Origin of the sequence: Glycomyces tenuis DSM 44171 (assembly GCF_000427885.1) — a bacterium.
Classification (GTDB): Bacteria; Actinomycetota; Actinomycetes; order Mycobacteriales; family Micromonosporaceae; genus Glycomyces; species Glycomyces tenuis.
Map to the genome: position 1 here is coordinate 20,977 of NZ_ATYW01000022.1, position 19,985 is coordinate 40,961.

At 69.7% G+C, this 19,985-nt stretch carries 19 protein-coding genes and 1 riboswitch; of the genes, 18 read left to right on the top strand and 1 reads right to left on the bottom strand.

Translation table 11 applies throughout. The features are described from left to right. Positions 1–88 precede the first annotated feature (88 nt). The 17 genes from YWW_RS31980 (at position 89) to YWW_RS0120805 (ending at position 19,043) form a co-directional block, all read left to right on the top strand. Positions 89–448 (top strand): L-rhamnose mutarotase, encoded by a 360-nt coding sequence (locus YWW_RS31980; protein WP_081687631.1) that lies wholly within the window; start codon positions 89–91, stop codon positions 446–448. After that, entirely contained in the window at positions 445–1,614 is a 1,170-nt protein-coding gene (rhaI, locus tag YWW_RS0120730) for an L-rhamnose isomerase (RefSeq protein ID WP_026931604.1), read from the top strand. Before YWW_RS31980 ends, rhaI begins: the two co-directional genes overlap by 4 nt. Then, complete coding sequence (locus tag YWW_RS0120735) at positions 1,614–3,647, top strand: bifunctional rhamnulose-1-phosphate aldolase/short-chain dehydrogenase (RefSeq protein WP_035704828.1); 2,034 nt, start codon at positions 1,614–1,616, stop codon at positions 3,645–3,647. Before rhaI ends, YWW_RS0120735 begins: the two co-directional genes overlap by 1 nt. Next, entirely contained in the window at positions 3,644–5,113 is a 1,470-nt protein-coding gene (locus YWW_RS0120740; RefSeq protein WP_026931606.1) for a rhamnulokinase, read from the top strand. The genes YWW_RS0120735 and YWW_RS0120740 overlap by 4 nt, the downstream gene beginning before the upstream one ends. A 74-nt stretch (positions 5,114–5,187) precedes the next feature. Then, a complete protein-coding gene (locus YWW_RS0120745; protein WP_026931607.1) occupies positions 5,188–6,483 on the top strand; it encodes an ABC transporter substrate-binding protein in 1,296 nt (431 codons plus the stop codon). A 27-nt stretch (positions 6,484–6,510) separates the two neighbouring features. Further along, positions 6,511–7,500 carry a carbohydrate ABC transporter permease gene (locus YWW_RS31985; RefSeq protein ID WP_051326117.1) on the top strand — a complete coding sequence of 330 codons (990 nt, stop codon included), beginning with the start codon at positions 6,511–6,513 and terminating at the stop codon, positions 7,498–7,500. After that, positions 7,497–8,387 carry a carbohydrate ABC transporter permease gene (locus YWW_RS0120755; protein ID WP_051326118.1) on the top strand — a complete coding sequence of 297 codons (891 nt, stop codon included), beginning with the start codon at positions 7,497–7,499 and terminating at the stop codon, positions 8,385–8,387. The genes YWW_RS31985 and YWW_RS0120755 overlap by 4 nt, the downstream gene beginning before the upstream one ends. 32 nt (positions 8,388–8,419) lie before the next feature. Then, on the top strand, positions 8,420–9,040 hold the full coding sequence (locus YWW_RS0120760) for a hypothetical protein (protein WP_026931609.1): 621 nt from the start codon (positions 8,420–8,422) through the stop codon (positions 9,038–9,040). Between the two features lie 100 nt (positions 9,041–9,140). Then, positions 9,141–9,764 carry a hypothetical protein gene (locus YWW_RS0120765; protein WP_155830310.1) on the top strand — a complete coding sequence of 208 codons (624 nt, stop codon included), beginning with the start codon at positions 9,141–9,143 and terminating at the stop codon, positions 9,762–9,764. 309 nt (positions 9,765–10,073) lie between these two features. After that, a complete protein-coding gene (locus YWW_RS0120770) occupies positions 10,074–10,676 on the top strand; it encodes a CDP-alcohol phosphatidyltransferase family protein (RefSeq protein ID WP_026931611.1) in 603 nt (200 codons plus the stop codon). Positions 10,677–10,867: 191 nt separating this feature from the next. Continuing rightward, positions 10,868–11,245 carry a glycine cleavage system protein GcvH gene (gcvH, locus tag YWW_RS0120775; protein ID WP_026931612.1) on the top strand — a complete coding sequence of 126 codons (378 nt, stop codon included), beginning with the start codon at positions 10,868–10,870 and terminating at the stop codon, positions 11,243–11,245. A gap of 34 nt (positions 11,246–11,279) precedes the next feature. Continuing rightward, a complete protein-coding gene (locus YWW_RS0120780) occupies positions 11,280–11,717 on the top strand; it encodes an FHA domain-containing protein (RefSeq protein WP_026931613.1) in 438 nt (145 codons plus the stop codon). Positions 11,718–11,842: 125 nt separating this feature from the next. Beyond that, entirely contained in the window at positions 11,843–12,304 is a 462-nt protein-coding gene (locus YWW_RS0120785; RefSeq protein WP_035699718.1) for a bifunctional nuclease domain-containing protein, read from the top strand. Positions 12,305–12,444: 140 nt separating this feature from the next. Continuing rightward, a complete protein-coding gene (locus YWW_RS31990) occupies positions 12,445–12,978 on the top strand; it encodes a MerR family transcriptional regulator (protein WP_051326119.1) in 534 nt (177 codons plus the stop codon). 33 nt (positions 12,979–13,011) lie between these two features. Beyond that, a riboswitch (glycine riboswitch) is annotated at positions 13,012–13,112 on the top strand. A gap of 86 nt (positions 13,113–13,198) precedes the next feature. Beyond that, the gene (gene gcvP, locus YWW_RS0120795) at positions 13,199–16,021 is read left to right on the top strand and encodes an aminomethyl-transferring glycine dehydrogenase (protein ID WP_026931615.1); all 2,823 of its coding nucleotides are present in this window, start codon (positions 13,199–13,201) and stop codon (positions 16,019–16,021) included. A 179-nt stretch (positions 16,022–16,200) separates the two neighbouring features. After that, positions 16,201–17,820: a substrate-binding domain-containing protein gene (locus tag YWW_RS0120800; RefSeq protein ID WP_155830311.1), complete on the top strand. Its 1,620-nt coding sequence runs from the start codon at positions 16,201–16,203 to the stop codon at positions 17,818–17,820. A gap of 71 nt (positions 17,821–17,891) precedes the next feature. Then, positions 17,892–19,043 carry a chorismate-binding protein gene (locus tag YWW_RS0120805; RefSeq protein WP_245595478.1) on the top strand — a complete coding sequence of 384 codons (1,152 nt, stop codon included), beginning with the start codon at positions 17,892–17,894 and terminating at the stop codon, positions 19,041–19,043. On the opposite strand, the gene YWW_RS0120810 is transcribed toward YWW_RS0120805, so the two are convergent. Then, a complete protein-coding gene (locus YWW_RS0120810) occupies positions 19,029–19,283 on the bottom strand; it encodes a hypothetical protein (protein WP_155830312.1) in 255 nt (84 codons plus the stop codon). The two genes, YWW_RS0120805 and YWW_RS0120810, sit on opposite strands and share 15 nt — an antisense overlap. 242 nt (positions 19,284–19,525) lie before the next feature. On the opposite strand from YWW_RS0120810, the gene YWW_RS0120815 reads away from it, so the two are divergent. After that, the gene (locus YWW_RS0120815) at positions 19,526–19,906 is read left to right on the top strand and encodes an ankyrin repeat domain-containing protein (RefSeq protein WP_026931619.1); all 381 of its coding nucleotides are present in this window, start codon (positions 19,526–19,528) and stop codon (positions 19,904–19,906) included. The last annotated feature ends 79 nt before the right edge of the window (positions 19,907–19,985 follow it).

Consider the following 19,985-nt stretch of genomic DNA (forward strand, 5'->3'; position numbering starts at 1 on the left):
CGCGTCTTATGTTAACGGGACCCCCGCGTGAAACGATTCAATTATTCCGGTGTAATAATCGTGACCACGACCTCAAGGAGGTACCCCCGTGACACAACGAGTGTGTTTCACCCTTCGCGTCCGGCGCGACCGACTCGGCGAATACCGCGAACGGCACGCCGCCGTCTGGCCCGACATGCTCCGCGCTCTGGCCGAGACCGGCTGGGGCAACTACTCGCTGTTCCTGTCCGACGACGGACTCCTCGTCGGCTATCTCGAGACCGAGGACTTCGAGGCCGCGAACGCCGCCATGGCCGAACGCGACGTCAACACCCGCTGGCAGACCGAGATGGCCCCCTTCTTCGAAGGCACCGACGGAGCCCCCGCCGACCAGTCGTTCAACGTGCTCACGGAGGTCTTCCACCTGGAGGACCAACTGGCGGCGGCAGAGGCGAAGGAGCCGAAATGAGTGACACAGTCGCGCACGCGAAGACGGTGCTGGCGAGTCAGAACATCGAGACGCCCTCGTGGGCGTTCGGGAACTCCGGCACCAGGTTCAAGGTGTTCGCCCAGCAGGGCATCCCCCGCGACCCCTACGAGAAGATCGCCGACGCGGCCCAGGTCCACCGCTTCACCGGAGCGGCCGGCACCGTCGCCCTCCACATCCCCTGGGACAAGACCGACGACTACGCGCACCTGGCCGCCTTCGCCGCCGACCAGGGCATGCGGATCGGGACGATCAACTCCAACACCTTCCAAGACGACGACTACATGCTCGGCAGCGTGTGCCACCCCGACCCCGGCGTGCGGCGCAAGGCCACCGACCACCTCCTCGAATGCGTCGACATCATGGACGCGACCGGCTCGGACTCGCTGAAGCTGTGGTTCGCCGACGGCACCAACTACCCCGGACAGGACTCCATCGCGGCCCGCCAGGACCGCCTCGCCGAAGTCCTGGCCGAGGTCTACGCCCGGCTCGGCGAGCACCAGCGGATGCTCCTGGAGTACAAGCTGTTCGAGCCGTCCTTCTACCACACCGACGTGCCCGACTGGGGCACCTCGTACGCCCACTGCGTCGAACTGGGCCCCAAAGCGCAGGTCGTCATCGACACCGGCCACCACGCGCCCGGCACGAACATCGAGTTCATCGTCGCGTTCCTGCTGCGCCAGGGCCGGCTCGGCGGCTTCGACTTCAACTCCCGGTTCTACGCCGACGACGACCTCATGGTCGGCGCGGCCGACCCGTTCCAGCTGTTCCGGATCATGCACGAGCTCGCGCTGCGCGAGGCCATCGGACCGGACTCGGGCATCGCCTACATGCTCGACCAGTGCCACAACCTGGAGCCGAAGATCCCCGCGGTCATCCGCTCGGTCCAGAACGCCCAGGAGGCCACCGCCAAGGCCCTCCTGGTCGACCACGCCGCGCTCGAAGCGGCCCAGACCGCCGGCGACGTCCTGGGCGCCAACGCCGTCCTGATGGACGCCTACAACACCGACGTGCGCCCGCTCCTGGCCGAGCTGCGCGAAGAGCGGGGCCTGCACCCCGACCCCTTCGCCGCCTACGGCGCCAGCGGCTACGCCGAGACGATCATCGCCGACCGCCAGGGCGGCCAGGCCGCCGGATGGGGGGCCTGATGAACCGGACGGTCGAGGACCTCATCGCCCGATCCAACCGGCTCGGCGCCGACAAGCGCAACACCAACTTCGCCGGCGGCAACACCTCCGCGAAAGGCACCGAGACCGACCCGGTCACCGGCGAGCCGGTCGAACTGCTGTGGGTCAAGGGCTCCGGCGGCGACCTGGGCACGTTGCGCCCGCAGGGCCTGGCCGTGCTCAGACTCGACCGGCTGCGCGCCATGACCGGCACCTACCCCGGCGTCGAGGCCGAAGACGTCATGGTCGAACGCTTCGACTACTGCCTCCACGGCCGCGGCGGCGCCGCACCGTCGATCGACACCGCCATGCACGGCCTGGTCGAGGCCGACCACGTCGACCACCTCCACCCCGACTCCGGGATCGCCTTCGCCACCGCCGCCGACGGCCCCGAACTCACCAAGGCATGCTTCGCAGACCGGGTCGTGTGGGTGCCGTGGCGCCGCCCCGGCTTCCAACTCGGCCTCGACATCGCCGAGATCAAACGCGCCAACCCGCAGGCCATCGGCTGCATCCTCGGCGGCCACGGCATCACCGCCTGGGGCGAGACCTCAGCGCAGTGCGAAGCCAACACGCTGGAGATCATCCGCGGCTGCGAGACGTTCATCGCCGAGCGCGGCAAGGCCGAGCCCTTCGGGGCCCGCGTCGACAAATGGACGAGCCTCGACGACGCTGCTCGCGTCGAGCGCGCCGCCGCCCTCGCACCCGTCATCCGCGGCCTGGTCTCCACCGACCGCCGCCAGGTCGGGCACTTCTGCGACGAGGACACCGTCCTCGACTTCCTCTCCACTGAGAAGATGCCCGACCTGGCGGCGCTCGGCACCTCCTGCCCCGATCACTTCCTGCGCACGAAGGTCCGGCCGCTGGTCCTGGAGACCGCGGCCGACGCTCCGCTCGACGAAGTGATCGCTCACTTGACCGAGCGCCACGCGGCCTACCGCGAGGAGTACCGCGCCTACTACGAACGCCACGCCGGGCCCGACTCGCCGCCCATGCGCGGCGCCGACCCCGCGATCGTCCTGGTGCCCGGCGTCGGCATGTTCTCCTTCGGACCCGACAAGAAGACCGCGAGGGTCGCCGGCGAGTTCTACGTCAACGCCATCGGCGTCATGCGCGGCGCCGAGGCGATCTCCTCGTACCGGCCCATCGACGAGTCCGAGAAGTTCCGCATCGAGTACTGGGCCCTCGAAGAAGCGAAACTCAAACGCCTCCCGGAGCCGAAGCCGCTGGCCGGCCGCATCGCCCTGATCACCGGCGCGGCCAGCGGCATCGGCAAGGCCACCGCCGAGCGGCTCGCCGCCGAGGGCGCCTGCGTGGTCATCGCCGACCTCGACGGCGACAAGGCCTCGGACGCCGCCGCCGACATCGCAGGCACCGATGTCGCCGTCGGCGTCGGGGCCGACGTGACCGACGAGGGCGCCATCGCCGCCGCGATCGCCCGCGCCGCCCTGGCCTTCGGCGGCGTCGACCTGGTGGTCAACAACGCCGGCCTGTCCCAGTCGAAACCGCTGGTCGAGACCACCGCCGCCGACTGGGACCTCCAGCACGACGTCATGGCCAAAGGCTCGTTCCTGGTCAGCCGCGAAGCGGCCAAGCTCATGATCGCCCAGGGCATCGGCGGCGACATCGTCTACATCGTCTCGAAGAACGCCGTGTTCGCCGGGCCGAAGAACATCGCCTACTCCGCCACCAAGGCCGACCAGGCCCACCAGGTGCGGCTGCTGGCGGCCGAACTCGGCGAGCACGGCATCCGCGTCAACGGCGTCAACCCCGACGGGGTCGTGCGCGGCTCGGGCATCTTCTCCGGCGGCTGGGGCGCCCAGCGGGCCGCCGTCTACGGCGTCAAAGAGGAGGAGCTCGGCCAGTACTACGCCGGGCGCACCCTGCTCAAGAAGGAGGTCCTCCCCGAATCCGTGGCCGACGCCGTCTACGCGCTCGTCGGGCCCGACCTCGGCCTGACCACCGGCGTCCACCTGCCCGTCGACTCGGGCAACCCGCAAGGATTCCTGCGATGACGACGACACTCGCGGCCGTCGACCTCGGGGCCTCCTCGGGCCGGGTCATGGCCGCCGCCGTCGAGCGGCACCGGGACGGGGACCGGATCGGCCTCACCGAGGCCGCCCGGTTCCCCAACCGCGCCGTCGCCGCCGCCGGGCGCCTGTACTGGGACGTCATCGGACTGTGGAACGGCGTCCTCGACGGCCTGCGCGCCGCATCGGGCGCCGCAGCGGTCGCCGTCGACTCCTGGGCGGTCGACTACGCCCTCCTCGACGCAGGCGGCGACCTGCTGGGCACTCCCGTGTGCTACCGCGACGCCCGCACCCGCGCCTCCCGCGAGACCGTCCTCGCCGCCACCGGCGCCGAAGCCCTGTTCGCCCGCACCGGCGTCCAGCACCAGCCGTTCAACACGATCTTCCAGCTCGCCGCCGAGCGGCCCGAGACCCTCGACGCCGCCGAGCGGATGCTGCTCATCCCGGACCTGTTCTCGTACTGGCTCTCGGGCGCCTTCGCGTGCGAGGCGAGCAATGCCTCCACCACCGGCCTGGTCGACCAGGCCACCGGCACCTGGTCGCCCGAGCTGTGCGATGTCGCCGGCGTACGGGGAGAACTGCTCGGCCAGATCACCGAGACCGGCACGGTCCTGGGCGGCCTGACCGACGCCGTGGCCGCCGAGACCGGCCTCGGCGGCGCTGTCAGCGTCATCGCCACCGCCAGCCACGACACCGCCTCCGCCGTCGCCGCCGTCCCCTACGAGACCGAGAACGCCGCCTACATCTCCTGCGGCACCTGGTCCCTGGTCGGCACCGAACGCACCGGCCCCGTCCTCGGCGTCGAAGCGCTGCAGGCGGGCTTCACCAACGAACGGGGCGCCGACGGCACGGTCCGCTTCCTGCGCAACGTCGCCGGACTGTGGCTCCTCCAGGAGTCCATGCGCGCCTGGCGCCGATCCGGCCTCGAAGTGGACCTCGCCGAACTGGTCAAGGAGGCCGCCGACGAGACGCGCCTGCGCTCGATCGTCGACCCCGACGCGCCGGTCTTCGCCGAACCCGGCGACATGCCCGAGCGCATCCGCGCCTACTGCGCCGAGACCGGCCAGCCGGTACCCCAGACGCCCGCCGCGATCGCCGCGTGCGTCCTCGACTCGCTCGCGCTGGCCCACCGCCGCGCCATCGACGACCTCGAACGGCTCGGCGGCACCGAGATCGACCTCGTCCACATCGTCGGCGGCGGCTCCAACAACGAACTGCTGTGCCAGCTGACCGCCGACGCCACCGGCAGGCCGGTCCTGGCCGGACCGGACGAGGCCACCGCCCTCGGCAACGCGCTCGTCGCCGCCCAGGCGCTCGGCCTCATCGCGCCCGGCCCCCAGGCCCGCCGCGAGGCCGCTCGCGCCTCGGCCGCGCCGCGGCGCCACCTCCCGGCCGGCGATTCCGCGCCGTGGCGGCGCGCCGTCGCCCGATTGGACGACTTCCCCGGTTGAGACTGGGGAGCAACTGAATAGATCCTGAAGGCCCGCGCGAGCGGGACCCCTCTGCAAGAAGGAGAGCATCAACGATGATCCGCCATCCATACCGCGCCAAGCGACGGACACTGCTGACCGGCGCCGCGGGCGCCGCCACACTCGGCGCAGCGGCCGCCTGCGGGGACGACGGACCCGCCGGGACCGCCGACGACCCGATCGAGATCAGCTTCGAATGGTGGGGCGACGACGTCCGCGCCGGGCTCTACACCGAAGCGATCGAGCTGTTCCAGCAGAAGAACGAGGGCATCACGGTCCAGACGAACTTCGCCGACTTCCCGGCCTACTGGGAGGGCCTGACCAGCCGCATGGCCTCGCGCGACCTGCCGGACGTGTTCCAGATGGACTACTCGCGGCTGCGCCAGTTCGGCTCGAACGGCCTGCTGCTCCCGCTCGAGGGCGTCGTCGACACCTCCGACTACCGGGAGGGCTTCCTCGAGACCGCGCAGCTCGACGGCGAACTCATCGCCGTCCCGATCTCGGGCAACACCCTCAGCCTGATCTACCGCTCCGACTGGTTCGAGGAGCACGGCATCCCGACCCCCGAGCCGGGGCAGTCCTGGGACGACTACAAGGCCACCATCGCCGAACTCACCCCCGCCCTGGGCGAGGGCAAGTGGGGCGGCGGCGACTGGTGCGGCCAGTACCACTTCATGGAGCTGTGGCTGCGCCAGCAGGGCGGCAGTTTCTACACCGAGGACGGCACCGCGCTCAACTTCGAGCCCGCGCAGCTCGCCGAGTGGTGGCAGCTCGCGGACGACCTCCACGCCGACGGCCTCGTGCCGCCGGTCGAGACGACGATCGAGTGGACGACCGGCGGCATCCCGCAGGACCTGCTCGGCTCGGAGATCGGCTGGGACAACTTCATGGCGAACTACTCGCCGTCGGTAGCCGAGTTCGGCGGCACCCTGGCGCTCGCCGCGCCGCCGACCCTCGACCCGAGCAACCTCGGCCTCTACCTGAAGCCGGGCATGCAGTTGGTCATCTCGGCCACCTCGGAGTACACCGAGGAGGGCGCCAAGCTCGTCGACTTCCTCCAGTCCGACCCCGAGGCCATCGCGATCCTCGGCACCAACCGCGGCATCCCGGCCACCAACACCGGCATGGAGAACGTCGAGGTCGACGAGTACGCGCAGGCCGTCCTCGACTACGAGGCCAGCGTCGAGCAGTACCTGACCACGCCGCCGCCGGCCCCGCCCGCGGCCACCGGTGCCATCGAGGTCAAGTTCGCGGAGCTCTACCAGCAGGTGCAGTACGCGGAGATGACGCCCGACGAGGCGGCCGAGCTGTTCTTCACCGAGGCCGAGACCCTCTTCGCCGCCGAGCAGTAGCTAGCCACCGAGACAAGGACCTTCACCGTGTCAGCTTCTCCCTCCACCGCCGCGCCCAGCGAGGCGGACGAGGCCGGAGCGCCGCCGACGCGCGGAAACCGGGGAGCGGCCAAGCGCCGCTCCTCGGCCATCCGCGGCGGTGAGCGATTCGCCGGCTATACCTTCATGTTGCCGTGGATTATCGGCACGGCGGTGTTCACCATCGGCCCGATGGTCTGGTCGCTGTACCTGTCGTTCACCGACTACCACCTCATCCGCGGCGGGGACTGGATCGGCCTCGACAACTACACCGCGATGTTCGACGATCCGATGTTCGCTCGCGCCGTGCGCGTCACGCTGATGTACGTGGTGTTCGCGGTGCCGATCAAGCTGGCCGCGTCGCTGGCGGTGGCGATGCTGCTGGTGCAGCGGCGCCGCGGCATCGGCTTCTACCGGGCGGCGTTCTACATGCCCTCCCTGATCGCGATGAGCGTGGGGATCGCGATCGTGTGGAAGGCGCTGTTCGCCAACGGCGGCCCCCAGGACCAGTTCATGTCCTGGTTCGGCTGGGAAGGCGGGGGATTCATCGGCAACCCCTCGGTGTCGATCCTGATGCTGGTGCTGTTGAGCGTGTGGACGTTCGGGGCGCCGATGGTGATCTTCATGGCCGGGCTGCTCCAGGTGCCCGGCGAGCTCTACGAGGCCGCCGAGGTCGACGGCGCCGGCAAGTGGCACCGCTTCGTGAAGATCACCTTGCCGATGCTCTCGCCGGTGATCTTCTTCAACGTGCTGATGGAGACGGTGGGGGCGTTCCAGTTGTTCGGCCCGGCCTACATCATCGGCGGCGAGGCCGGCGCCCCGGCGTGGTCGACGCTGTTCTACACCGTGCGGATCTACTCGCTGGCGTTCATCGACCTGCGCATGGGCTACGCCTCGGCGTGGGCGTGGGTGCTGGTGCTCGCGGTCGGTGTGGTCACCTTGATCATGTTCCGTGCCGCGAAGAGCCTGGTCTACTACGCCGGAGAGGACAACCGATGAGCATCACCACCACCGCCGACGGCCGAGTGGTCGAGCGGCGCAAGCGTCCGCCCCGCGAGCGCGCCAAGTCCGCGGTCTGGCACCTCAGCCTGCTGGCGGTCCTGGCGATCGTGCTGTACCCGGCGCTGTGGGTGCTGATCGCCTCGGTCAAACCGAACGCCGAGATCATCACCGACGCCTCGCTCATCCCCAGCACGATCACCTGGGAGCACTTCGCCTCCGCGTTCGACGGCCTGGCCGGGGTGCCGCTGTGGCGGTTCTTCTGGAACTCCACGCTCATCGCCGGCCTGTCGGTGATCGGGATCGTCCTGTCGTGCTCGATCACCGCCTACGCGCTGGGCCGGCTCTCCTTCCCCGGACGCAAGGCCATGTTCGGCATCGTCATCGCCACGCTGCTGCTGCCCGGGCAGGTCATGCTCATTCCGCAGTACCTGATCTTCTCCGAGATGGAAGTGGTCAACACGATCTTCCCTCTGGTGGTCGGCAAGTTCCTGGCCTTGGACGCGTTCTTCGTGTTCATGTACGTCCAGTTCCTGCGCGGCATCCCGCGCGAGCTCGACCACGCCGCGAAGATCGACGGCGCCGGGCACTTCCGGATCTTCTTCTCGATCATGCTGCCCCTGCTGCGCCCGGCGATCGTGACCTCGGCGATCTTCACCTTCATCTGGTCGTGGAACGACTTTCTGGGGCCGCTGATCTACCTGCACGAGATCGAGAAGTTCCCGCTGCCGCGGCTGCTCCAGTCCTATGAGAACACCGAGGCGGTCTCCAACTACGGCGGCATGATGGCCATGACGCTGCTGTCGCTGATCCCGGTAGTGCTGTTCTTCCTGGTCTTCCAGAAGTTCCTCATCAAAGGCATCGCCGCCTCGGGCATCAAGGGATGAGGCGGGCCGTGCGCAACGAGCGAGGAGGCTGAATGGCGGGGGAGCGGCCGAGGCGCCGCGCCGGGGCGCGCGGCGCGCGCGAGGGCGGCAGGGCCTTCGCCCTGTTCGCCGAGTGCCTGCTGACCGGCGTGTGGTTCACCGTGGCGGCGCTGCCGCTGGTGACCGTCCCGGCCGCGCTCGCCGCCTCGTCGCGGCATCTGGCCGGGCACCTCGACGGCACCCCCTCGTCCCTGGGCGATTTCGTCCGGGACGTGCGGAAGGCCTGGAGGGGCGGCTGGCTGGTCGGCCTGGCCTCGATCGGCGTGGCGCTGTTCCTCGCCGCCGACTTGGCGGTGCTGACCGTCGAGGGCGTCCCGGGCCGCTCGGTGACGGCGCTGCTGATCATGGTCGTCGCGGGCCTGGCGGCGACGGTGCTGCTGCGGGCCGCCGCCGCCTGGGAGCCCGGCGGATCGTGGAAGTCGCTGCTCGCCGGGGCCCTGGAGGACACCAGAAAGGACTTCGGCGGCACCGGCATCCTCCTGGGTGGACTGCTGGTGCTGGTCGTGTGCGCCTGGGCGCTGTGGATCCTCTTCGTTCCCATGAGCGGCTGCCTGATCGGCGCGGCGCTGGCGGTGCGCCGGCGCCGCCTCGAGGCGGCCGAGACCCCCTCCTAGAAGACGAGAGCCGAGTCGTGCTCAGGTAGGACAGGGGTTCCTTCCAGCGACGGTGGTCGATGATTGGTAGCTTGAGAGCACCTGACCATTGGAGGGAACCATGACCAAGCCATCCCCGCCCATGGAGAAGCAGCCACGCCCCGGCGCGGTGACCTTCGCTGTCGTGCTGCAACTGCTCCTGGCCGCGGCCATGGCCGCCACGGCCGTCCTCACCATGCTCTACGGCGCCGACGCGCAAGAGGCCTATGAGGCCGAGCTCAACGCGCAGGGCGTCGACGTGGACACCCTGCCCGCCGGATCGACGTCCTTCGGCGGCGGCTCGAACCTCGTCTTCCCGATCGTGGTGATCGTGATCCTGGTGGTGCTGGCGTTGCTCAACGCCGCCGGGAACCGCGTGGGGCGCATCCTGACGTGGGTCTTCCAGCCGCTGGTGCTCATCTGCGGCGGCTTCGTCTTCGCCAGTGCGCTGTTCGGCGAGCAGCTGACGCAGTGGGCCTTCGACAACTCCGGCGACGAGACGCTCGAGTCGCTGGACGCCGGACAGCTGCTGGAGGCGGCCTACAACGCCTATCCGGGCTGGAGCGTCGTCGTCGACTGGGCCACGGTCCTGTTGACGACGCTCGGCTCGCTGCTGGTCATCATCCTGCTGGCCGTGCCCGCCGCCAACGCCTACTTCCGCAAGGAGGCCCCGCCCACGTACATCCCCGGCGCTCCGACCCAGTAGCGCCGCCATCCGACAACCCGGGCCGCACGCGGCCCGGGTTGTTTCCTATCACTGTCCTGATCAAATATATATCGACACCGATAATTCTCGACCTCCCGCCAAGACTAGGAATTCGCACCTCAGGACCCCTATATCGCCGGGCTTCGCCCGTCAGCGACACATCGGCGGCGTCTGATTTCGGGAATACAGTGTCGTACCTCTGAGGCTAGAATCGGCCTACACCCACCGAACACCCGTCGACCACACGGCTCGCGATCGTCGCCGAGCGGAAGGAAACCCACGGCTCCCGGAGCCGTCGAGAGGACAGCCTTGAGCAAGTCAGCAGCGCCCACCGGCTGGGGAGTCTGGACGTGGCCGAACCTGGTCACGGCCGTGCGCCTGGCGGGGATCCCGCTGTTCTGCTATCTGCTGCTGGCCACCGAGCACTACTGGCAGGCCGCGGTCGTCCTCGCCGTCGGCGGCGGCACCGACTGGGTCGACGGCCAGTTGGCGCGCCGGCTCAATCAGGTCTCCAAGCTGGGGCGTCTGCTCGATCCGTTCGTGGACCGCCTGTACATCCTCACGGCGCTGCTGGCGTTGACCTACGTGCATCTGCTGCCGTGGCCGTTCACCTTGGCCGTGCTCGTGCGGGAGGCGACGATGGTGGGCCTGGTGATCGTGTTGCGCTGGCATGGCTACGCGCCGCCGCAGGTGCATTTCCTCGGCAAGAGCGCCACGTCGGTGGTGTTCATGTCCTTCCCGGTGCTCGTGGTGGCCGGTCTGGTGGAGAACGCGGATGTGTGGGCGGCGCCGCTGGGGTGGGCGCTGGCGTGGTGGGGTCTGGCGCTGTACTGGGCGGCGGCTCTGGTGTATCTGTGGCAGGCCGCGGGTTTGATGCGCGGTGGGCGCGCGAGAGCGCATGTGGTCGCGTAGGGAGACGCTTCGGGCGGGTCGTTCGGGTGCTTCGCGAGGCGTTTCGATCGGGATGATCACGCAATAGCGGCCCCGCCGTCGGCGCGATGCGGCTGGGCGATACGGTCATGTGCGTCCGACCCGCCGCCAGTGTTGGTGAATCGTGTGAGTTTTATTCGCATGGGCGGGCTTCTCAGAGAGGGGAGCACCAGGTGATTCCGGAGCAGTTGCGCTACACCGCGGAGCATGAGTGGGTCGAGCGGCGCGACGGTGACGTCGTGCGGGTCGGGATCACCGATTTCGCGCAGAATGCGCTCGGCGACGTCGTGTTCGTCCAGCTTCCGGAGGTCGGTGCCCAGGTGCGGGCGGGGGACGTGATCGGTGAGGTCGAGTCGACCAAGAGCGTCTCTGACGTGTACGCTCCGGTGACCGGTAAGATTCAGTCATGTAATGACGAACTGTCGGAATCCCCGGAATTGGTGAACGGCGACCCCTATCAGGCGGGCTGGATGTTCGACATCGCGGTCGAGGATTCCGGCTCGCTCGCTGCTTTGCTGGACGCGGGAGCGTATGCGAAGCTTACTGAGTGACCAGAGGGTCCAGATTTGTAGAAGGTGGCAATCCATGACGCGTTCGAATGATGAGTTCCCTCCGCCGGATGTGACGGCCACGATGAATCTCTCCGCTCTTCAGGAGAGCGGTGAGGTCGACGCGGAGTTGAATTCTGCGCGGCTGGCGGATTCCCTGCCGGCCGGGACCGCGCTGTTGGTGGTGCGCCGTGGTCCGAATGCCGGCGCGCGGTTTCTGTTGAATACTGAGGTGACGACGTCTGGTCGTCATCCGGATTCGGATATCTTCCTGGATGATGTGACGGTGTCGCGGCGTCATGCCGAGTTCCATCGTGATGCTTCGGGTTTCACGGTGCGTGATGTCGGCAGCCTGAACGGGACGTATGTCAACCGTGAGCGGGTGGAGACGGCGTCGCTGGGCAACGGTGACGAGGTGCAGATCGGGAAGTTCCGTTTGGTGTTCATCAGTGGGCCGGGTCCGGCCGCGGCTTGATGCCGGTTCGCGCTCGTGTCACGTTGTCGTGATTTGCGAGTAGGCTGAGGGCGTGGGGCCCGTCGCGGGTGCGGCTCGGGGCGGGTCCGGCGTCAGCGACGATGGCATTCGTTGGAGGCGAGCCGGTGCGGATGATGACCGTAGTCGGGGTCCGCGTGGAACTCCCGAGCAATCAGCCGGTGGTGTTGCTGAAGGAGTCCGATGGCAATCGGTATCTGCCGATTTGGATCGGGACGGTCGAGGCGGCGGCGATCGCGTATCAGCAGCAGGAGGTGCAGTTGTCGCGGCCGTTGACGCATGATCTGATGCGTGATGTGCTGGAGGCGCTGGAGGTGTCGCTGACGGCTGTGGAGATCACGGAGCTGCGGGAGACGGTGTATTTCGCGGAGCTGGTGTTGGACGGGCAGACGCGGGTGTCGTCGCGGTCGTCTGATGCGATCGCTCTGGCGTTGCGGGCGGATGCGCCGATCTGGTGTGCCGATGAGGTGCTCGATGAGGCGGGCGTGGTGCTTCCGGATACGCAGGAGGACGAGGTGGAGAAGTTCCGCGAGTTCCTCGAAGAGGTCAGTCCCGACGATTTCGGCTGAGCGGGCGATGTGCGGTCGCCGCGGCGTGTGGTGTGCGCGGTGGGGCCGTGACCTGGCGAGCAATATTCTGGTTCCGACCATTGTGTAGAGCCCGGGCGTTACTCTCGGTTTCCAGGAGCCTCTATGGTGCGGAGGGTGCGATGGATGCCCACAGTGGGGCGGGCGGGCGTGGTGCGGTGCCGGCGTCGCAGATTCGGGGTTGGCGCGGTACTGCGGCGTGCCGGGTGGTCGGCATTACGTACCGGCAGCTGGATTATTGGGCGCGTACGGGTCTGGTGGAGCCGAGTGTGCGTCGGGCGTCGGGGTCGGGTTCGAACCGCTTGTACTCGTTTCGCGACATCATCGTGTTGAAGGTGATCAAGCGGCTGCTGGATGCGGGTGTGTCGTTGCAGAACATCCGCATGGCGGTGGAGGCGCTGCGGTGCCGCGGGGTGAAGGATCTGGCGGAGATCACGTTGATGTCGGACGGGTCGCGGGTGTACGAGTGCCGGTCGGCCGGTGAGGTCATCGAGTTGCTGCGGGGCGGTCACGGGGTGTTCGGGATCGCGGTGCGGTCGACGGTGACCGAGGTGATGGGGCGCTTGGCGGCGTTGCCGGGGGCGGAGGCGCCGGTTCGGGCGCCGGAGCAGGCGCAGGGGCGTCTGGGGGCGGGTGAGGTGCCCACTCGACGGTAGTCGGCCTTCTGGCATACGATGTGCGCAGAGCCGGAAAACCGGGCAGGAGAGATCGTGGGCCACACTGGCTGCGCGGCACCGAAGGGGCAAGTCCCTCGCTTCAAACTCTCAGGTACCAGGACTGTTCGGGATTGGCCGCTCTGGAACCGGTGCTGAGGTTCAGTGGTTGGTGACAGACGAGGGGACTGCAACTGCCGTCGACTGTCACCGGAGGACCCTCGTGACTGACCGTTCTTTCTCTGATCGCCATATCGGTACCAGTGCCGCTGATCGCGACGCGATGCTCAAGGCGGTGGGGTTTTCGAGCCTTGAGGCGCTGATGGACGCCTGCATGCCGGATCTGATTCGTTCCGCGGGGCCGGTGGGCTTGCCGGCGGCGGTGTCGGAGGCCGAGGCGCAGGCGGAGCTGCGGGCGATCGCGGCGCAGAACCGGCCGATGCGGTCGATGATCGGGCTGGGGTATTACGGGACGCGCATGCCGGCGGTGATCCGGCGCAATGTGCTGGAGAATCCGTCGTGGTATACGGCGTATACGCCGTATCAGGCGGAGATCAGCCAGGGGCGTCTGGAGGCGCTGTTGAACTTCCAGACGATGGTCGCCGATCTGACGGGCCTGTCGGTGGCGGGGGCGAGCCTGTTGGACGAGGCGAGCGCGGCGGCCGAGGCGATGCTGCTGGCGCGGCGTGCGGCGCCGCGGGGCGCCGGCGAGGTGTTCGTGGTCGATTCGGGGGTGCTGCCGCAGACGCTCGCGGTGCTGCGGACGCGGGCGGAGCCGGTGGGCATCGAGCTGGTCGTGGCCGACTGCGCGGTCGAGGAGCTGCCGGAGGGCGTGTTCGGGGTGCTGTTGCAGTATCCGGGCGCTGATGGTGCGGTGCGGGACTGGGCCGGTGTGGTGGAGGCGGCGCATGCGGCCGGGGCGCGGGTGGCGGTGGCGGCCGATCTGCTGGCGCTGTCGTTGCTGGTGCCGCCCGGGGAGTTCGGTGCCGATATCGCGGTGGGGTCGGCGCAGCGGTTCGGGATGCCGGTGGGGTTCGGTGGCCCGCATGCGGGTTTCATGGCGGTGCGCGATGAGCTGCGGCGGCAGTTGCCGGGCCGGCTGGTCGGGGTGTCGCGGGACGCGGACGGCGCGGTGGCGTTGCGGCTGGCGTTGCAGGCGCGGGAGCAGCATATTCGTCGGGAGAAGGCGACGAGCAACATCTGCACGGCGCAGGTGCTGCCGGCGGTGATCGCCTCGTCGTATGCGGTGTGGCACGGCCCCGAGGGCCTGGAGCGGATCGCCGAGGGGGTCGCGGGCCGGGCGGCGCGGTTGGCGGCGTCGTTGGAGGCGGCCGGGGTCGGGGTCGTGCACGGCTCGTTGTTCGACACGGTGGTGGCGCGGGCGCCGGGCCGGGCCGATGCGGTGGTGGCCTCGGCCGCGGCGTACGGGGTGAACCTGCGGCGGGTCGATGGGGACCATGTGGCGGTGGCCTGTGATGAGACCACGTCGGAGGCGGATCTGCGCATCGTGTGCGACGCGTTCGGGGTCGATCTGGTGGATGAGGCGCCGGTGGCGGTGCCGGCACGGCTGCGGCGGCACGGCGGGTTCTTGACGCATCCGGTGTTCTCCCAGTACCGCTCGGAGACGGCGATGATGCGGTATCTCAAGCGGCTGGCGGACGCCGATTACGGGCTGGATCGGGGGATGATCCCGCTGGGGTCGTGCACGATGAAGCTGAACGCGGCCGCGGAGATGGAGCCGGTGTCGTGGCCGGAGCTGGCGGAGGTGCATCCGTTGGCGCCGGAGTCGCAGACGGCGGGGTGGCGGCGTCTGATCGGGCAGTTGGAGTCCTGGCTGGCCGAGGTGTGCGGCTATGCGGCGGTGAGTGTGCAGCCGAACGCGGGCTCGCAGGGCGAGTTGGCGGGTCTGCTGGCGATTCGGGCGTGGCAGGCCGACCGGGGCGAGGGCGGCCGTGACGTGTGTCTGATTCCGGCCTCGGCGCATGGGACGAACGCGGCGTCGGCGGTGCTGGCGGGGATGCGGGTGGTGGTGGTCGCGTGCGATGCGGCCGGGAACATCGATCTGGAGGACCTGGAGGCGAAGGTCGCGGCGAACGCGGATTCGCTGGCGGCGTTGATGGTGACGTATCCGTCGACGCACGGGGTGTACGAGTCTTCGATCGTGGAGGTGTGCGGGCGGGTCCATGACGCGGGCGGTCAGGTGTACGTCGACGGCGCGAATTTGAACGCGCTGGTGGGGTGGGCGAAGCCGGGCCGGTTCGGGGCGGATGTGTCGCATCTGAATTTGCACAAGACGTTCTGTATTCCGCACGGCGGGGGCGGGCCGGGGGTGGGTCCGGTGGCGGTGGCCGAGCATCTGGTGCCGTATCTGCCGTCCGATCCGATGGCCGAGGAGCCGGGGCGGGTGGGTCCGGTGTCGCAGGCGCGGTGGGGCAGTGCGGGGATCTTGCAGATCCCGTGGATGTATCTGCGGATGATGGGCCCCGAGGGGGTGGCTTCGGCGACGGCGTCGGCGGTGCTGGCGGCGAATTACGTCGCGGCGCGGCTGCGGGATTCGTTCCCGGTGCTGTACACCGGTGAGGGCGGTCTGGTGGCGCATGAGTGCGTGCTGGATCTGCGGGAGTTGACCCGGCGGTCGGGGGTGACGGTCGAGGATGTGGCGAAGCGGCTGATCGACTACGGCTTCCATGCGCCGACGATGTCGTTCCCGGTGGCGGGGACGTTGATGGTGGAGCCGACCGAGTCGGAGGATCTGGCCGAGTTGGACCGGTTCTGTGCGGCGATGATCGCGATCCGGGCCGAGATCGAGGCGGTCGCCTCGGGTGCGGTGGCGGTGGAGGACTCGGCGCTTCGCCGGGCGCCGCATACGGCGGCGGCGGTGACCGCCGAGGCGTGGGATCGGGCCTATTCGAGGAGTGAGGCGGCCTGGCCGGCGGGGATGACGTCTGCGAAGTACTGGCCGCCGGTGGGGCGGGTGGACAACGCGTGGGGGGATCGGAACCTGGCGTGCACGTGTCCGCCGATCGAGGCGTACGGGGCCGACTGAGCGGGCCTGGGGTGCGGTGGGTCGCCGGTGGCGTGTCCGGCGGGTTCTACACTGGGCGCCGACGCATCCCCCCAGGAGAGTAGCTGATGGTATTCGGGCATACGCGGACGGTGAAGTCCCATCGCACCGGTCGGCGGCGGAAGAAGGGCGGCGCGAAGCTGCCGGTGGCGCCGTGGATCGTGATCACCTTGGTGTCGGTGCTGGTGGCGTCGGCGCTGGTGGCGGGGTTTGTGACGCTGCTGCGGGCGGGTTGCTCGGATGCGCCCTACCGGGTGCCGGTCGCGGTGGCGCCGAATCTGTTCTCGACGATGGAGGATCTGGCCAGGGCGTGGGAGGCCGAGGAGCCGGAGGTCGACGGGAACTGCGTGGGCGTGGAGGTGTCCGACGTCGCGGCGGTGGACGCGGCGCAGAGCCTGACCGGTGAGTGGGACACGGTGTCGCTGGGGAAGCGGCCGATCGCGTGGGTGCCGGATTCGGATGTGTGGCCGCAGTGGGTGACCGGGACGGAGGTCACGGCCGATTACTTCTCGTCGGCGCCGGTGGTGCTGGGGCAGTCTTCGACGGTGCTGGCGGTGCCGGAGCCGGTCGCCGAGGAGCTGGGGTGGATCGGCGGGGAGCCGCCGTCGTGGAGCGAGGTGCTGGAGGCCTCGGAGGCCGGGGAGGTGACGATCGCGGCGGCCAATCCGCGGACCTCGACCGAGGGGCTCCAGTCGATGCTGAACGCGGTCAGTGACGGCGCCGGCGGGGTCGATGGGGAGGCGATGGTCCGCTACAGCGCCGCCTTGGACGCCGGGCGGGTCGGGGAGAGCGCCGAGGCGCTGTTCGCCGAGTATCTGGCCGCCGACGACCCGGCGGCGTTCGCGAACGTGTTCACGGCCCTGGACTACCAGGTGGAGGACTTCAACGCGGATTCGGGCCTGGACTACCAGCTGGTGCCGATCACGCCCAGCGGGGCGGTGCTGAACGCGGTGTACCCGTACATGGTGCTGGACGGGGCCGGGTGGGTCTCGGACAGTGACGCGCGGATCGCGGGCATGTTCGGTGATTACCTGCAGACGGGCGCGGCCGAGGAGGAGTTGGCGGACGCGGGTCTGGCTCCGGCGTCCAGCGAGGGGGCCTCGACCGAGGGCGTGATCACCGGTGAGACGGTGCAGGACGCGGTGCGGCAGTGGCAGGAGATGCGGCGGGACTTGAATCTGCTGATCGTGGTGGACCGGTCCGGGGTGGGCGAGGAGGAGACGGTCGAGTACGGCGGTGAGCAGGTCTCGGCCGCGATCGCGGAGATCCGGTTGGCGTTGGCGCTGGTCGATGAGCTGGGGTCGACGTCGCGGGCCGGGCTGTGGGAGTTCGGGGTGGGGGCGGTGGACGCCCAGACGCATTGGCGGGCGGTCACCGAGAGCGCGGAGTTGTCCAGTGAGCAGCGTCAGACCTTGACCGATGACTTGTACGCGCTGTCCGAGGAGGGCCTGTACGAGGGCGGGTCGCCGCTGTTCGACACGGTGACGGCGGCCTACGACTACATGGGTGAGCATGCGGTGGAGGGGGCCGACAACGTGGTCGTGGTGCTCACCAACGACGGGACCGATTCGGTGAGCGCGCCGACGATCGAGGAGACCGAGCAGTCGCTGGCGACCGTGGCCTCGGGGCAGGCGGTGCCGGTGTCGTTGTACACGGTCGGGTTCGGCTCGGCCGATGCGGACAATCTCGCGCGCTTGGCGGAGGCGACGCAGGGGGCCTATATCGAGGCGCCGGCCTCGGGCGGGGTGCTGGACCAGCTGCGGGGCGGCGGCGAGGGCTGAGGCCGTGAGGCGCGGCACTGGCGGGGGCCGGGCCGGTGGCGCCTCGGTCGAGGCTCGCTCACACTTGGGCGATGTCGATGTTCTCCGCTGTGGATGCGGCGCCGCCGGGGGTGCCGGCCGCGTGCCGGGGCCGCCTGGTCGAGGTCGACCGCATCGAGTGGCGCGTGGGCGAGGCCGGTGACCCGGCCGAGGCGGTGGCCGCGTTCTGCGACCGCTACGAGGGGGGCCACAGCGGGCTGTCCGGTTCGGTGTGCGGGGTGGCGGTGCTGGTGTCGGCTGCGGCGGGCGCGGTGATGGCCGGTGGGGCCGCGGGGGCGCCGACGCCGGTGCCGGCGGTGCCGGATGTCGCCGCGGTGGCCTATGCGCACGGGCCGGGTGCGGCCGGTGCGGTGCGGGGGCGGTTCGCGGTGGGGGCGTGGCGGCGGTCGTGGACCGCGGCCGATCATGCGAAGGCCGTGGCGGTGGTGCAGGAGGCGATCGGGCGCGGCGAGGTGTATCAGGCGTGCGTGGTCGGGCACCGGCAGGCGCCTTGGTCGGGTGATGCGGCCGGGGCTGCGGCGGCGGTGGCGGGCGTCGACGGCGCGCGGTGGGGCGGGGTCTTGGCCGGTGAGGACTGGATGGTCGCCTCGGGGTCGCCCGAATGCTTCCTGGCCGTCGATGGGGAGTCGGTGGCGACCTCGCCGATCAAGGGGACCGCGCCGGCGACCGCGGCGGGGCGGGACGCTCTGGTCGCTTCGGTGAAGGAGCGCGCCGAGCACGTCATGATCGTCGATCTGGAGCGCAACGACTTGGCGCGGGTGGCGGTGCCGGGGAGTGTGCGGGTGCCCGAGCTGTTCGGGGTGCGGCGCTGGGCGGATCTGTGGCAGGCCGAGTCGACGGTCACCGCGCGTCTGGCGGGCGGGGCGGGGGTGGCCGAGCTGCTGCGGGCGATGTGCCCGCCGGGGTCGGTGACGGGGACGCCGAAGCTGGCGGCGCTGGACCTGATCGGTGCGGTCGAGCCGGTGGGGCGGGGTCCGGCGATGGGCGCGTTCGGGTACCGGTGCGCGGGCAGGCTGCGGTTGGGTTTGACCATTCGCACGGTCGCCTTCGATGCCGATGCGGTCCATGTGTGGGCCGGCGGCGGGATCACGTGGCGTTCGGACGCGGCACGGGAGGTGGCCGAGGCCGAGGCGAAGGCCGCCGGTGTCATCGGGGCGTTGGGGTCGCTCTCAGGCGGGGCGTGAGGCCTGCCAGAGCGCGATGGTGCGTTCTTTGGCCTCCTCGCGGAGCGCGTCGGGCCATTCGGCGCGGTACAGGCGCAGTCGCGGTGTGGGCGTGTCGAGTTCGACGACGCAGCCGAGGGCCATGGGCGGGTCGGGGTGGACGCGTTCGAGCCAGACCGTGCCGCCGGTGCGGCCGTCGCCGCTGACTTGGATGGTGCGGTGTTCCAATTGGAACTGTCCCAAGATTTTCGGCTCGTTCATGCGCGAGTCCTCACCATTGCGTGCTCCCACCGTTGCGGCGCGGCGGCCAGTGTGTCAGCGTCTCGCCGGTCTCGCGCCAGATGTCAATCTTTGCGGCGCAGCGTGGCGATGTCAATACCCGCCTCGCCGCCTTGGCGGGTGAAACCGCAGGACAGGCTGGTTTTGGACGGTGAAGTGTCGGGTAAGCGTTAGTGCCGTGATCGGCCGGGCGGGGCGGGAGCGGTTGTGCCAAGCTGTCGGGCATGGGTGAGGACGAGGATTTCCGGCAGATCGCCGATGCGGCGTTCGATCTGGCCAGGCAGGGGGAGACGGCGCGGCTGCTGGCGTTCGTCGAGGCGGGGCTGCCGGTCGATCTGGTCAACGGTTCGGGTGATTCGCTGCTGATGCTGGCGGCCTACCACGGGCACGCCGACACGGTGCGGGCCTTGATCGGTCGCGGTGCCGATGTGGAGCGTCGCAACGACCGCGACCAGTCGCCGTTGGCCGGGGCGGTGTTCAAGGACTACGGCGAGGTGGTGACCGTCTTGTTGGCGGCGGGGGCCGACGCGGACGCGGGGACGCCGTCGGCGCGGCAGATCGCGGCCATGTTCGACCGCCGTCTCGGCGAAGCTCGCGAGCCGTGAATGAGCCTGGTCTCGGCGAAGCTCGCGAGCCGTAAATGTGCCCCGCCTCGGCGAAGCCGGCGAGCCGTGAGACGGGCCG